Source organism: Embleya sp. NPDC050493, from assembly GCF_044458105.1.
In the GTDB taxonomy this organism is placed as follows: Bacteria; Actinomycetota; Actinomycetes; order Streptomycetales; family Streptomycetaceae; genus Embleya.
In genome coordinates, this window is the sequence record NZ_JBITHP010000005.1 from 456,269 (window position 1) to 470,669 (window position 14,401).

The 14,401-nt window shown below is 71.6% G+C and carries 12 protein-coding genes; 8 read left to right on the plus strand and 4 right to left on the minus strand.

Annotated features, from left to right (window positions below; genetic code table 11):
* Positions 1-69: 69 nt before the first annotated feature.
* From ACIBM5_RS14020 to ACIBM5_RS14035, 4 genes are read left to right on the plus strand one after another with little or no spacing between them, the layout of a single operon-like run.
* Entirely contained in the window at positions 70-387 is a 318-nt protein-coding gene (locus ACIBM5_RS14020) for a phosphopantetheine-binding protein (RefSeq protein ID WP_396007055.1), read from the plus strand.
* The gene (locus tag ACIBM5_RS14025; RefSeq protein ID WP_396007056.1) at positions 384-1,940 is read left to right on the plus strand and encodes an amidohydrolase family protein; all 1,557 of its coding nucleotides are present in this window, start codon (positions 384-386) and stop codon (positions 1,938-1,940) included. Before ACIBM5_RS14020 ends, ACIBM5_RS14025 begins: the two co-directional genes overlap by 4 nt.
* A complete protein-coding gene (locus tag ACIBM5_RS14030; protein WP_396007057.1) occupies positions 1,937-2,797 on the plus strand; it encodes a tryptophan 2,3-dioxygenase in 861 nt (286 codons plus the stop codon). Before ACIBM5_RS14025 ends, ACIBM5_RS14030 begins: the two co-directional genes overlap by 4 nt.
* Positions 2,798-2,849: 52 nt before the next feature.
* Positions 2,850-3,911 carry a methyltransferase gene (locus ACIBM5_RS14035; protein ID WP_396007058.1) on the plus strand — a complete coding sequence of 354 codons (1,062 nt, stop codon included), beginning with the start codon at positions 2,850-2,852 and terminating at the stop codon, positions 3,909-3,911.
* Positions 3,912-3,986: 75 nt separating this feature from the next.
* On the opposite strand, the gene ACIBM5_RS14040 is transcribed toward ACIBM5_RS14035, so the two are convergent.
* Positions 3,987-5,333 (minus strand): salicylate synthase, encoded by a 1,347-nt coding sequence (locus ACIBM5_RS14040; RefSeq protein ID WP_396007059.1) that lies wholly within the window; start codon positions 5,331-5,333, stop codon positions 3,987-3,989.
* 282 nt (positions 5,334-5,615) lie between these two features.
* On the opposite strand from ACIBM5_RS14040, the gene ACIBM5_RS14045 reads away from it, so the two are divergent.
* Both ACIBM5_RS14045 and ACIBM5_RS14050 read left to right on the plus strand, forming a co-directional pair.
* Positions 5,616-7,133 (plus strand): carboxylesterase/lipase family protein, encoded by a 1,518-nt coding sequence (locus ACIBM5_RS14045; protein WP_396007060.1) that lies wholly within the window; start codon positions 5,616-5,618, stop codon positions 7,131-7,133.
* A 246-nt stretch (positions 7,134-7,379) separates the two neighbouring features.
* Entirely contained in the window at positions 7,380-8,150 is a 771-nt protein-coding gene (locus tag ACIBM5_RS14050; RefSeq protein WP_396007061.1) for an SDR family NAD(P)-dependent oxidoreductase, read from the plus strand.
* 173 nt (positions 8,151-8,323) lie between these two features.
* Here the strand turns inward: ACIBM5_RS14050 and ACIBM5_RS14055 are convergent, their stop codons facing one another.
* The 3 genes from ACIBM5_RS14055 to ACIBM5_RS14065 form a co-directional block, all read right to left on the minus strand.
* Positions 8,324-9,433: a TolB-like translocation protein gene (locus ACIBM5_RS14055; RefSeq protein WP_396007062.1), complete on the minus strand. Its 1,110-nt coding sequence runs from the start codon at positions 9,431-9,433 to the stop codon at positions 8,324-8,326.
* A complete protein-coding gene (locus ACIBM5_RS14060) occupies positions 9,430-10,764 on the minus strand; it encodes an MFS transporter (protein WP_396007063.1) in 1,335 nt (444 codons plus the stop codon). The genes ACIBM5_RS14055 and ACIBM5_RS14060 overlap by 4 nt, the downstream gene beginning before the upstream one ends.
* A 117-nt stretch (positions 10,765-10,881) precedes the next feature.
* Positions 10,882-12,375: an alkaline phosphatase family protein gene (locus tag ACIBM5_RS14065; RefSeq protein WP_396007064.1), complete on the minus strand. Its 1,494-nt coding sequence runs from the start codon at positions 12,373-12,375 to the stop codon at positions 10,882-10,884.
* Between the two features lie 322 nt (positions 12,376-12,697).
* On the opposite strand from ACIBM5_RS14065, the gene ACIBM5_RS14070 reads away from it, so the two are divergent.
* Both ACIBM5_RS14070 and ACIBM5_RS14075 read left to right on the plus strand, forming a co-directional pair.
* Positions 12,698-13,123, plus strand: coding sequence for an Ig domain-containing protein (locus tag ACIBM5_RS14070; RefSeq protein WP_396007065.1), 426 nt, complete (start codon positions 12,698-12,700; stop codon positions 13,121-13,123).
* Between the two features lie 346 nt (positions 13,124-13,469).
* Positions 13,470-14,354 carry a LysR family transcriptional regulator gene (locus tag ACIBM5_RS14075; RefSeq protein ID WP_396007066.1) on the plus strand — a complete coding sequence of 295 codons (885 nt, stop codon included), beginning with the start codon at positions 13,470-13,472 and terminating at the stop codon, positions 14,352-14,354.
* Positions 14,355-14,401 lie beyond the last annotated feature (47 nt).

A 14,401-nucleotide genomic window follows, 5' to 3' on the forward strand; every position in this document is an offset into this window, starting at 1 on the left:
ACGCCCGGGACCGGACCGTCCCGACAACCCTCCGGGCCGGTCCCGGGCACCAGCAGGAAGGAAACCGAGATGGAACCGAGCATCGACCCGGGTACCGCCGACGCGGCGGCCGGCCCGCTGACCGCACCGCGACTGCGGGAAGCCGTCGCCGCCGTGATCGGCGCCGACCCCGAAAGCCTCCAGGCCGACCAGAACCTGGTGCTGCTCGGGCTCGGATCGCTGGAGATGATGCGTCTGGTCAACCAATGGCGACGGCTGGGCCTGCGGATCCCCTTCCAGGACTTGGCCGCTCAGCCCACGCTGGACGCCTGGTGGCAGCGGATCGACGCCGCGCAGCGAACCGCGAGCGACGCCGGCGACGCCGCGGACGGCGAGGTCGGCCGATGACCGGCACCGGCGCGAGCGACGCCGCGGAAACCGGGCTGCTGATCCGGGACGGCGTGGTCTACAGTGCCGCGGCCGACGGGCGCGTCCACGACCCGGGATCGGTGCTCGTCGTCGGCGACACGATCGTCGCGGTCGGCCCCAGTGCGGACGTGGACGAGGCGGTCGCCGGCTGCGACCCGGCGGTGCGCGCCGGTCTGCGCACCGTCGACGCCCGGTCGATGATGGTGCTGCCCGGCTTCGTCAACGCGCACTGGCACGAGATGTACGCGATGCGAATCCCGTTCAAGGGCGCGCTGCGGTCGGCCGACGATCGCGAGGACGAGGCCGGGTTCATGGCCTGCGGTGGGGAAATGGCCCGGATCGCCACCATGTTCGACTCGTTCCACGACCTCGCCGGGCAACTCGCTCCCGACGAGGCCGAGGCGATCGCCGCGTACTCGCTGTGGACCCAATTGCGATCCGGTACCACCACCATCGCCGACGTCGGCTCGTTCACGCTGCCGCACTCGCTCGCGGACGCCGCGTTGCGGATCGGGCTGCGCTGCGTGCTCGGCACCTGGGCCACCGACGGTGTCGCGGTACCCGGGGAGGGCGCGTTTCGGCGTACCCGTGAGCCGGAAGCCGTGCTGGGTCCGCTGGAGGACGTGCTGCGGCGCTGCGCCCAGGACGACAGCGGCCTGCTGCGCGGCCGGCCCACGGCGGTGTACCCGGGCAACATGTCCGACGAACTCGGGCGCGGATTGGCCGAGTTGGTCGCCCGGTACGACACCACCTTCGCCACCCACGTGGGGGCGCTGCGGCACGAGAGCGATGCGACGCGTGCGTGCTTCGACACCACGCCGCTGCGTCGCCTGCACGAACTCGGGCTGCTCGATCACCGGTTGATGGCGGTGCACTGCGCGTTCGCGGACGAGTACGAACGATCCCTGCTGATCGACAACCGCGTGCACATCAGCCACTCGCCCGCCAAGTACGGCAGCACCGGCGAATCCGCGCTGACCGAGACCCGGCTGATCACCGAGCTGATCGGAGCCGGTCTGGACGTGTCGGTTTCCACCGACGGTGTGGTCTATCCGCTCGGCGGCATGGCGGAGAACATGCGCGCGGCCTGGCAGGCGCACAACGAGCTGTCGGCCGACCAGACCTTCGTGCGGCCCACCGACGTGCTGGCCATGGCCACCCGGCTGCCCGCGCGCGGACTGCGCTGGGACGACGAGATCGGCAGCCTGGAGGCGGGCAAGCGAGCCGACCTGGTGCTGGTGTCCACCGACGACTGGCGCTACGTGCTCAACCCGCGCCCCCTGGAGGCGTTCCTGCACCTGGGCGGCTCCGTCGACGTCGACACCGTGATCGTGGCCGGCCGCGTGCTGGTTCGCGCCGGACAGGCCGTGCTGCTGGACGAGCGGCAACTCCTGGAGGACTACCTGGACGCGTTGCACTCGTTCTCCGCACGCCGATTGGGCATCGACGAGAAGGTGTTGCGCCGACTCCTGGACGACAACCCCCGCCTGCGTCGCGCACGTGGCGCACACCCCACGAGGGAGCTCCGATGAGGGAACACCCGGCCGCCGCCTCCGCCCCGCCCCCCGCGCGCTGCCCTTTCGGGGGCGATGGCGAACGCGACGGGGCCGCCCCGTACGTGTCCTACGCGCGGATGGACGAGCTGCACGAACTGGCCCGCCCGCGTACCGATTCGCCGCGCGAGCTGACCTTCATCCTGATCAGCCACGTCAAGGAGATCCTGTTCCGCGCCATCCACGTGGAACTGGACCAGGCCCGGACCGCGATCCGGCAGGACCGGATCTCCGTCGCGTGCGGTCACCTGGAGCGGGCGACCCGGTCCCAGCAGGCGCTGCTGGCGTCCTGGGAGGTGCTCAGTGCGATGGCCCCCGACGAGTTCCTGGAGTTTCGCGAGATTCTGGGCGAGGCGTCCGGTACCCAGTCGTTCATGTACCGCGTGCTCGAATTCGCGATGGGCAACAAGGACCCGGACACGGTTCGGGCCTGGAAGGCCGACATGGAGCGATATCCGATGCTCCGGGCCGAGTTGGCGGCGCCGAGCATCTACGACGAGGCGATCCGATACCTGGCCCGACAGGGTGCGAAGTTGCCCACGGACCTCCTGGAGCGGGACGTGACGCGCCGTCATGAACCACACCCGCTGGTGGAGCAGGCCTGGCTGGAGGTCTACCGCGACCCGGCGGGCCGACCCCTGGACCACCGCCTCGCCGAGGCGCTGAGCGACGTCTCGTTCCGCTTCTCGGTCTGGCGCTCCACCCACCTTCTGGTGGTGGAACGCATGCTCGGCAGCAAGTCCGGGACCGGGGGCACCACCGGCCTGGCCTGGCTGCGCACGATCAACGAGCACCGGTTCTTCCCCGAATTGTGGTCGACGCGCACGCTGCTGTGACGCGTGCGGCCGGCTCCACCGGGCTTCATCCGCCGTCGACCGGAGGTACTCCATGACCGCGACCCCGCAGCTGACCATGGCCGACCTGGTACCGCTGCTCTTCGGCCACGCCGCCTTCCAACAACTGAACGCGGCCTGCGAGCTGCGACTCCCCGAATTCCTGCACGAACGACCCGGCAGCACCCGGGACGAGATCGCCAAGGAGTTGGAACTGCCGGACCGCTCGGCGGCCGTGCTCCTGCTGGGCACCACGTCACTGCGGCTGACCGTCAAGCGGGGCGACGGGTACACCAACGCCTCGATCGTCGAGGCCGCCTTCGACGACGGAACCTGGACCAACCTGCGCGACATCGTCGAGTTCCAGGCACGGATCGCCTACGCACCCGCGGCGGAGTACACCGCGTCGCTGCGTGCGGGGGAGAACCTGGGGCTGCGGCACTTCCCCGGCGAAACCCGCGATCTGTACAGCCGGCTCGCGGGTACCCCCGGCCTGGAGGAACTGTTCTACAAGGGGATGAACTCCTGGTCGCGCATCTCCAATCCGGTCCTGATCGACGGCGTCGACTACAGCGGCGTCCGCCGGATCCTGGACATCGGCGGCGGTGGCGGACTGAACGCCATCGCGCTGGTCACCGCACACCCGCACCTGCGGGTCACGGTGCTGGACCGGCCGGGGGCCCTGGAGGTGGCCGAACACAACATCCGCGAAAGCGGTCTGGCGGATCGCATCGACACGTACCCGGCGGACATCTTCGACGACGAGTACCCCGGCGGCTACGACTGCGTACTGTTCGCGCACCAGCTGGTGATCTGGTCGCCCCCGCAGAACCGGGCATTGCTGGCCAAGGCGCTGCGCGCGGTCGACCCCGCCGGTCGGGTGTTGATCTTCAACGCGTTCTCCGACGACGACGGCGCCGGGCCGCTGTACACCGGCCTGGACGGGGTGTACTTCACCACGCTCCCGTTCGAAAGCAGCACGATCTACCCCTGGCAGGCCTACGAGGGCTGGCTGGACGAGTGCGGCTACGCCGCGCACCGCCGGATCACCGTCGGCGGTTGGACCCCGCACGGAGTCGTCGAGGCCCGTCCCACCGCCGTCCCCGCATCCGGCTGACCCTCCGGGCGGCCCCCCACACGCGAAGTCCCCCACGCCTCGGACGTGGGGGACTTCGTGCATGCCGGGTGGGCTTCAGCCGGCCGCCATCGCGGTGGCCGACTCGGGCACCAGGAACTGCGCGACGCTGCGCATCTTCTCGCAGGTCTCCTCCAGTTCGCGCGCGGGCGTGGAGCCGGCGACGATGCCCGCGCCCGCCTGAAGCCAGGTGCGGTCGGCACGTCGGAAGACCGTGCGCAACACGAGTGCCGCGTCCAGGCCGCCCCGCGCGTCCGCGGTCAGCACCGCCCCGCTGTACAGGCCCCGCGGGCCGGGTTCGTACCGGTGGATCGCCTCGAACGCCGCGCGCTTGGGAATCCCGGAGGCGGTCACCGCCGGGAAGAGCGCGGCGAAGGCGTCCCAGGAGTCCATGCCGACCGCCAGGCGACCGCTCACGGCCGAGGCCAGGTGCTGGACCGATCCGCGTTCGAGGACGTTCATGAACTCCTCGACCCGCACCGAGTCCGGTGCGCAGATCCGGGCCAACTCCTCGCAGGCGAGTTGGACCGAGATCGCGTGTTCGAACACCTCCTTGGGGTCTCCCAGCAGGTCTGCCCTGAGCCGGGCGGTGCGGGCCCGATCGAGGGGGAAGAACGCGCGGGTACCGGCCAGCGGGTGGCTGCGCACCGACCCGTCCGGGTCCACCTCGACCACGGTTTCCGGGCTGAACCCGGCCGCGGTCAGGTCGCCCAGCCGCAGCAGGAACGAGCGCGAGGGGGTGTTGTGCCGGCGGCCCACGAGATAGGTCGCGACCAGGTCGACATCGAACGCGACGGGCACCGCCCGCGAGACGATCGCCTTGCGCAGCTTGCCGTTGTCGATGTCGCGGACCACGGCGGCGACCGCGTCGCGGTAGGCGTCGGCACCGATCTCGTCGACCGATACCGGTGAGGGTTCGGGGTACGGATCGGCGGGCGCGTTCTGCACCACATCGGCGAGGATCTGCAGCAGTCGGTGATCGCTGCCCCGCAGCACCACGTGGTTCGCCGACATCTTGATCTCGACCTGGGGCACCACCATGTGCAGCAGCGTCCCGTCGTCGAGCAGGTCGCGCATGCCCGCCTGCGCGTAGGCGTACTCGAAGCCGGCCCAACCGTAGAGACTCCAGTCCTCCACCGGGGCGTCGGCCATGATCCTCGCCAGGTCGCGGCTGGGATCGTGGCTTACCGGCAACCGCCGCTCGTGGGCACCCCAACGCACCCGAAAGCCGGCCCGATCCAGGATCACCTCGCCGGCGGCGCCGCCGGCGAACGTCCACACCCCGTGCCGTTCGTAGACGACGAAGCTGCCGAACGTGGCCGAGCGGGCCAGGCACGCGGCGGCGGCGGGCGGGTCGACAGTGGTGTGGATTCTCAGCTCGTGCGGATACTGACGCTGTGCCATGGCTTCCCTTTCGATCGGGAATCGGGCCTGTCGGCACCGGAGGATTCGGCCGTTTCGGTACCAGCGGGTCACCCTCGCAGTCGTGCCTTGCGCCGCGCTTTCTCGGTTATTGCGTCGATCCCGGCGGTGACGCAGATCGGCAATCCACCGCCCCCCGGTGTGGTCTTCCGGCAGTTCGCGTCCGCTGACTGGTGAGTCGCGTGCACGGGTCGTAGAACGGCCGGCATGCATGAGCCATCCGTGCGCGCACCTTTTCCCGAGCCGCTTCCAGGGGGAATGTCGATGAGCAACGAGTGGAACGACGACAACGACCGCCGGGGGTACCGTCGGCCCACCGGCTGCGCCGAGCCCGGTACGCCACTCCCTCGGTCGACCGTGGTGACCACGGATCGCGGGCGGATCAGGGGTGTGGACGAGGGTCCGGTGCGATCCTTCCGCGGCATCCCGTACGCCGCCTCGCCGGTGGGCGATCTGCGCTTCGCGCCGCCCCGGCCGCATGCCTATTGGGCGGGCGTCCGGGACACGGTGTGCTCCGGTCCTTCGGTACCGCAGGGCCCCTCACGGCTCGAACTCGTGGTCGGCCCGCGCACGCCCGACTGGTCCGAGGAGGACTGTCTCACCCTCAACGTGTGGACCCCGTGCGCGAGCGGCGCCTCGCGACCGGTGCTCGTGTGGTTCCACGGCGGCGGCTTCACCAGCGGATGCGGCGGCTGGGACTGGTACGACGGCGCCCGACTCGCCGCACTCGGGGACATCGTGGTGGTCACCGCCAACTACCGGCTCGGGCCGCTGGGCTTTTTGTACCGGCCCGAGATGGGCGCGGACAACCTCGGCCTGCGCGACCAGGGCGCGGTGCTGAGATGGGTGTACGACAACGTCGCGGCCTTCGGCGGCGACCCGCACACGATCACGGTGGGCGGCCAGTCGGCGGGGGCGTGGACCTCGCTGTTGCTCGCGGTCGACCCGGAGACCGGGCCACTGATTCGCCGGGTGCTGGCGCAGAGCTCGCCCCTGGGCCTGGCGGAGCAGAGCCCGGACGCCGCTCGCGCCGCGGCCGCGAAGTACTTCGGCGCGCTCGGGCCGATGCCCGACGACGACCTCGCCGCCGGGTTGCGCGCGCTTCCGGTGGAGCAACTGGTGCGGACGTACGCGGGATTGGTCCGGGACACGGCGGTGACCGCGAGCGTGGCCCCGCCGATGTATCCGGTACTCGGCGGCTTCGGCGTGCGCCGGGGGCTGCGCGAGGCGGTGCGGGAGGGCGCCTTGGCCGACAAGGACGTGCTGATCGGGACCACGCGGGAGGAGGCCGCGGCATTCTTCGGGTTCAAACCCTCGGTGCGCGAGGCCGGTCGGGGGGAGGTGTTGCGGATGTTGCGGGACGAAGGCGGGCGCGTCTACGACCGGTATGCGGGGCGCCGCCCGGAGGCCACCCCGGGCCAGGTGTTCGCCGACGTGATGAGCGACCGGGTCTTTCACGACGGCACGCGCGACGTGGCCCGGGCCCGCGCCTGGCAGGGGCACCCGGCCTACCTGTATCGCTTCGACCGGCCGATCCCCGCCGCGGAACTCGGCCTCGGCGCGCCGCACTGTGCCGAACTGCCCTACTTGTTCGGCACGTTCGATGCCTTCGCGGACAGTGTGCTGGTGCGTGGCGCGGACCGGGTCGCCGCCGGTGAACTGTTCGCCGCGTTCGGCGGGGCGTTGGCCGCGTTCGTGGCGACCGGATCGCCGAACGGGGCCGGCCTGGAGACCTGGAAGCCGCACGGCCCGAACGACGCGGAGACGATGTTCTTCGAGTGAGCCCGACCTCGACCGCCCCGGGGCGGGGCGCCGCGCCCGGAATCGGCGCGACGCCCACCCGGATCGGCCGGTGGCGTGGGGCGCACGTGTCGCCCGCTCGTGCGGGGCCTGGGGCGGGCGGGTCCGCAGGGGCCCGACACGGCCTCGTCCGGGTGCGGCATACGGTGCCGGGAGGCCGGCAACGTGGTGCCGCACACCCGCGAGGGCGGTTTTCCGGCAACCGCCACACGACGAGAGGAACCCGTGATGACCCAGGGCGACAACACGATTCCCGCTGCCCCGTCCCGAGGCTGCGCTGTGGTCACCGGCGCCAGCAGCGGGATCGGTGCGGCGACGGCCGTGCATCTGGCGAGTCTGGGCTACGACGTCGTGCTCGGTGCGCGTCGCAAGGACCGGCTGGACGAGGTGGTCGCGCGGTGTGCCGGGCGGGGCCGGGCGCTGCCGCTGGACGTGGCCGATCCGGACTCGGTCGCCGCGTTCGCCGCCGCGGTGGAGCGGTGCGATGTACTGGTCAACAACGCGGGCTTCGCGCGCGGCACCGAGTCGGTCGCCGAGGCCGACGAGGCGGCGTGGACCGCGATGTACGAGACCAATGTGCTCGGGACGCTGCGGGTGACCAAGGCGTTCCTGCCGCTGCTGATCGCGTCCGGTGACGGCCAGGTGATCACCATCGGCTCGGTGGCCGGGCGTGAGCCGTACGAGGGTGGGGCGGGGTACAACGCGGCCAAGCATGCGGTGACGGCGATGACCCGGGTGTTGCGACTGGAGCTGCGCGGGCAGCCGGTGCGGGTGTGCCAGATCGACCCGGGCATGGTCGAGACCGAGTTCACCCTCAACCGGCTCGGCGGCGATGTGGAGAGTGCGTCGGCGGTGTACGCGGGGATGACGCCGCTGGTCGGTCAGGACATCGCGGAGTGCGTGGGGTGGGTGGCGACGCGGCCCCCGCACGTGAACATCGACTCGATGATGGTGCTGGCGCGGGACCAGACGTCGGCGCGCGTGGTGCATCGGCGCTGATCGCGCGGGGGCCGGCGCGCGGGATTCGGCCGGCGCCGGGTTGTCCTCAAGCGCCGGACGGGCTGGAGGGGTTGCCCGGTTCGGGTCGGATGGCTTGTGCCGGGTTGTCCTCAAGCGCCGGACGGGCTGGAGGGGTTGCCCGGTTCGGGTGGGATGGCCTGGGCCGGTTGTCCTCAAGCGCCGGACGGGCTGGAGGGGTTGCCCGGTTCGGGTGGGTTGTCCTCAAGCGCCGGACGGGCGGAACGGGGGGGTCGGTTCGGGTGGGTCGGCTTGCGTTCAGGTGTCGGTCGGTTGCGTAGTACGGCGGGGGAGAGGGCGTGGGGGATGAGTAGGGTCGGGTGGGTCGTTCCGTCGACGCGGGTGGACCAGATGTCGCCGCGGAGGTCGCCGGGGAGGCTGTAGGCGACGCGTTCGTCGTCGAGCCATTCGGCCTGGTCGTCCAGGGTCCGGGTCTCGGCGAGCGCGCTCTCCGCGCCGGTGGCCAGGACCAGGACGAACAGGTGCCAGGGTCGGTCGGCGTCCGCGCCGGGGACCCGCTTCTTGTACACGACGCGCGTGCCGTCGGGGGACAACGACGGGCACTCCGCGTTCTCGCGCACCGTGCGCAGCGAGCGGGCGGACACGTCGCCCCGGGCCAGCCAGGTGTGTCCTCCGGTGGCCACCGTCGCGTAGAAGGTGTTGTCGTCGTCGGCGAAGGTCACGCCCCAGACGTTGACGTCGGGAGCGTGGATCGACTCGTCGCCGCGGTGCAGCGCGTACGACTCCAGGTTGTCGTCGAGCCGGCCGGTTCGGGTGTCCAGGATCGCGGTCCGGGTGGCGAAGTTCAGGCCCGCGTAGGACTCGCCGTTCACGAACGACGTCCACGCGACCAGCCGGCCGCTCGGCGAGACCCGGGCGCGCGAGGGAGTGCCGGCCAGCGCATGCCGGCCCTTCTCCCGCAGGTTCGCGTCCAGGAGCACCGCGTCGTAGGTGCCCAGCGCGAGCCCGGCCGGTCGCAGGCACACCCCGGTGCCGTGTGCGGCGTGGAAGACCAGGCAACTGCGCGCGGCCACCGCGCGCTCGCCGGGCCGCGCCGCGTCGACCGCCGCGACGTGGTCCCGGCCGGTGTCGGCGGCGGTGCTGCGGAACAGGATCCGGCCGGGGCGATCCAGGCTCAGCGTCGCGTAGTCGCCGTCCCGGCCGGCGTCCGCGTCGCCCGCGGCGCGCAGTGTGTACACCACCGCGAGGCCGACGAGCAGCGCGGTGACCACGGTGAGCACGGTCAGGCGTGTGGTGCGGGTCATCGGGCTGCCCCTCTCGGGCCGGTCGGGCGGTTGTCACCCGGGGGGAGGCTGCCGCCTGCCGGCAGCGCCGCGGCGGCGGCGAGCAGGGCCAGGGCCAGGGCGGCGACGGCCAGGACGCCGGCGGTGTGCGGGCCGTACAGCGTCCAGGCCGTGCCGAATCCGGCCGCGCCCAGGGCCCGCCCGCCGGCCTGCCCGGTCTGTACCAGGGCCAGCGCCCCGCCGCGCAGTTCCGCAGGTGCGGCCGGGGCCGCGAGCGCCATCAGGACGCCGTCGGTGCCCGCGTAGAACAGGCCGAGCAGAGTCGGGATCGCGACGATCATCACCCGGTCGGGCAGCGGCGCGAGCAGTACGAGGTAGCCACCGAGCAGGGCGACATGGCCGACCAGGAAGACCCGGCCGCGTCCGTACCGGTCCCCGGCGACGCCGGCCGGGACCGCGAGCAGCAGGAAGACCAGCGCGGTGCCCAGCGGCAACAGCGGGAACAGGTGCGGTGACAGGTCGGTGTGCCGTTGCAGGAGCAGGTAGAGCATCGCGTCGCCGACGGTCGCCGCGCCGAGCAGCAGCGCGGCCAGACACACCCGGGCGAAGCCCGGCACCCGCAGCACCGCCGCCGCGTCGCGCAGCCGGACCGAGGTGCGGACCGCCGGCGGATCCGCGCCGGCGGCCACGGCCTCGGGCGTCGGGTCGCGGACGAACAGCAGCAGCACCAGCAGCCCGAACGCGGCGAAGCAGAAGCTCAGCACGAACACCGCGTCGTACGCGTCCGCGGTCACCCACAACACCGCGAGCGCGACCGGCGGTCCGAACAACGCACCCGCCGTGTCCATCGCCCGATGCACGCCGAACGCCCGACCCTGCTCGGCCGGCGACGCGGCCATCGAGATCAACGCATCGCGCGGCGCGGTACGCAGCCCCTTGCCCGCACGATCGGCCGCGAGTACCCCGCCGATCGCCGAGACCCCGCCGGCCGCGGGCAGCAGCAGCTTGCACCCGGCGGAGATCGCGTAGCCGACCGCGGCGACCGTCCGGTGCCGACGGAACCGGTCCGCGACATGGCCGCCGAGCAGCCGGGACACGGCGGTGGCGCCGTTGTACAGCCCGTCCAGCATGCCGAACGCCATGGGGGAGAGGCCGAGTCCGAGCACGAGGTACACCGGGAGCACCGCGGTCACCATCTCGGCCGACACGTCGGTCACCAGCGAGACCACGCCGAGGACGAGCACGACGGGCGCGACCCGTCGGCCGTCGGGCCGGGTCGGCGGCGGGGCCTGCGCACGCGGGTCGCGCGCACCGGACGCGAGGTCGGCGGAACGGCTGGACGACAGGTACATCCTGGGCCTCCGGCTGCGGGTCGGCACGGGAAGGGCGGAAGCCGGGGGGCCGAGGGCCGGTTCGGGCCCTCGACACCCCGACGGCCGGGTGATCGCACGCGACGGTGCGGCGAGCGATCAGAACCAGCTCACGGTCCAGCGGAAGGAGGTGCCGGCTTTCGCGCCCGTGGAGTCGGTCGCGGTCACCTCCACGGCGAACGTGCCCACCCCCCACGCCCGACCGGTGATCACACACGTGAGCGGATTCAGGAACAACCCCGCCGGAAGACCCCGCCCCGCACACGAATACGGCCCGGTCCCACCCGAGACCCCCAGCACCAGATTCACCCGCTGATCGAACCTCGACGCCTGCGCCCCCGGATCCGCCACCGACACCCCACCCGACGGCGTCGAGGAGACCGTCCACCCGAACGACACCGGAGCCGACACCGCACCCACGGCATCCCTCGCCGTCACCGACACCTGCGAACTGCCCGGAGCGGACGGCGAACCCGTCACCACACACCCGCCACCGGACGCCGTCAGCCCGGCAGGCAACCCCTGAAACGCACACGTGTAGGGAGGCGTCCCACCCGACACCTGCACCGCCAACGACACCGGCACACCCACCACACCCACCTGCGCACCCGGACTCACCACCGACACCGACGACGGACCACCGTCCTGCCAGATCTCGGTGATCGGTGTCGCGGTCGCGGCCTGGCCGGAGCGCCGGGTGCCGTACATGTCCTCGAAGGTGCGCAGCAGGCTGTAGTGGTCCTTGCGGCCCGGATACTGTCCGGGCTTGACGTGCGCGCCGTACAGGATGGTCGCGATCCGGTTCTCGCTGCGGAAGTTGTCCTCGTCCCAGGTGACCACGAGCAGGCTGTTGTGCGTCTTGGCCCACTCCGCGTAGCCGCTCAGCGTGTTCCTGGTCCAGGTGTCCCCGGTGGAGATCCCGCAGGCCGGGTTGAACAGGCGGTCGTGCATGTCGTTGCACTGGTTGGGCACCACGTAGGAGACGGTCGGCAACGTGGTGTAGTCGGTCGGGAACGCGGTGGCCGGATACGTGGTGGCCGCGGGCACGTTCGAGAACGACAACCAGGGGTTGTGCTTGCGGGCATACGAACCACTCGTGCACGCACCCGGGTTCGCCGCCGACCAGTCCTCGTTGTAGCTGCCCCACGTGGCACCCGCGTCGATCAGCTGCCGACCGAGGTTGTCCGCACTGTACGGCGCTCCGGGCGGCGGGCACTCGTCGCCGGTGACGCCCTGCGTGGAGCCGGAGAACATCGCCATGTAGTTGGGTTGGCTGGGATGTGTCTCGCCGTGGAAGTCGGTCAGGGAGGCCCCGCCGGCGGCCAGCTGGTTGAGGTACGGCGCCTGCGAATTGCCGATGATCTCCTCGTAGTTGGTGTTCTCGTGCACGACGACCACCACGTGGTCGTAGCGCGGGATCGCCGCCGCGGCGGTGGCCGCGGGCGCCCGGTCGGGGGCGCCGGCCGAGGCGGGGGCGGTGAGGCCGGCGATCGCGCCGAGCGCGAATCCGACGGACAGCGCGACGAGTTTGGCCGATCGGGGCTTGGCCCGGGCCGTCGACCGGGGTCGTGACCCGGATCCGGAGTCGGACATGACCTGGCGCCTCCTTGGACGTGGACGAAGCGGAATCGCAGCGTGGGTTCGCCGACCTGCGGAAGCAACGACGCCCGCTCGGACCGGAATCGACGTCGGACCGGGCCGCGGGGCCGACCATCGGGTCCACTCCCGGGCCTGAACTGGCCGCGCGGGGCGGTGAACCGGCCGGGTGGCGCGAGAGTACCCGGTCGCATTCAGAACCTGCGCTCATGCACCCATGCCCAAGCGGTGCGGTGTCGGCGCACACATGTCGGTCCGTCATGGATGCATGCCGGACCGGTATTGGACGTGGGTGAGATCGGCCTCATCTCCTGGAAACATGAACAGATCACGTTCCGAAACCCATCCGGGGATTCGTCCCCCGATCGGCGTCCGCGGACGGTTCGATCGCGGACGCGCCGCCGGCGGTACGGGCGCCGCCCGCGCCGTCCGTACCGCCGCCGTTGTCGCCCTCGCCACCGAGGCGATCCCCGGTGGTCCCTCGTCGGTGTCGGTGGCGGATCCGGGGGCGCAGGCGTCGAGGTTCGATCAGCGGGTGAATCTGGTGCTGGGGGTCTCGGGTGGGACCGGGCCGTATTCGTGTGCGGGGCGGGGTCTTCCGGCGGGGTTGTTCCTGAATCCGCTCACGTGTGTGATCACCGGTCGGGCGTGGGGGGTGGGCACGTTCGCCGTGGAGGTGACCGCGACCGACTCCACGGGCGCGAAAGCCGGCACCTCCTTCCGCTGGACCGTGAGCTGGTTCTGACCCACAGTCGAAACGAACGGATTCGAGCGAACTTATCCAAGCGAACCGGTCGCCCCCACCGGTCGCAGCCGACCAGTCGCAGCAAGCAGATCGAAGCCGGTCGAAGCCGGTCGAAAAGTGCACCACCACCGAGCGGGTGGCACGGTGCTCGAGACAGTCGCCTCGGGCGCGGCGCCGGCCCGCGCGGCCGATCCGCGTCACCTTTCCACTCGTCCCCGGCACACGGCACACCCTGGAGGAACACCATGGTCGACAGCCAACGTGCGGTACGTCGAGCGCAAACCCGGACCCGAGCGCACGAACGGGTCGTCGCGGGCCCGGTCGCGGGCGGAGGTATCGATACCCCGTGACCCTCCAACAGTTGCGCTACCTCATCGCCGTCGCCGAACACGGCAGCATGACCGGTGCCGCACAGGAACTCTTCGTGGTCCAGCCGGCCCTGTCCCGATCGTTGCAGAGCCTCGAACGCGAGCTGAACGTGATCCTGTTCACCAGGGTCGGCCGCGGCCTGGTGCCGACGGCGGCCGGGGTGCAGGTGGTCAACCTCGCGCGCAAGGTGCTTCGAGGCGTGCAGGCGATCAAGGACGTCGTACGGGTGGAGGACCCGACGCACAGCGACACCGTGCACCTGGCCGCCACCGCGACGCTCGCGATCGAGTGCATCAGCGGCCTGCTGCCCGGTCTGGCCAAGCTGCACCCCGACTTGCACATCGTGGTGGACCGACAGGACAGCCGCGAGGCGCTGTTCGCCTCGTTGCGCGCCGGCGAGACGGACATCGCGCTGGTGGACCTGCCCGCGCCCGGCGGCTTCGAGGTGCTGCCGCTGCGCTCGTACGAGGTGGTGCTGGTCTCGCCGAAGCAGACCCGGCTGTCGAATCCGGTCTCCTGGACGGACCTGGAGGGGCTGCCGATGATCCTGCCGCCCCGCAGCAGCGCGCGGCGGGCCGACTTCGAGATGTTGTTCGCCACGGCCGGCGTGCGGCCGACGGTCGCGATGGAGACCGACGACCGTGGGGCGTGGATCCCGTGCGTGGTGGCCGGACACGGGTCGGTGTTGTGGTACGCCGACCTGGCCCAGCCGTTCGCGTCGAGTGTGGCCGTGCGGTCGATGAGCCCGCGGCTGATCAGGACGATCGGTCTGGTGCGCGGGCGCGGTCCGATCAGCCGCGAGGTCCGCGCACTGCTCGACTACACCCGGCGCCAGGGTGTCCAGGAGGTGGAGTACGTATGAGCATCGGCCCCGGCGTCGCCCGCGGGTGAGGATCCGCCGGGTCCGTC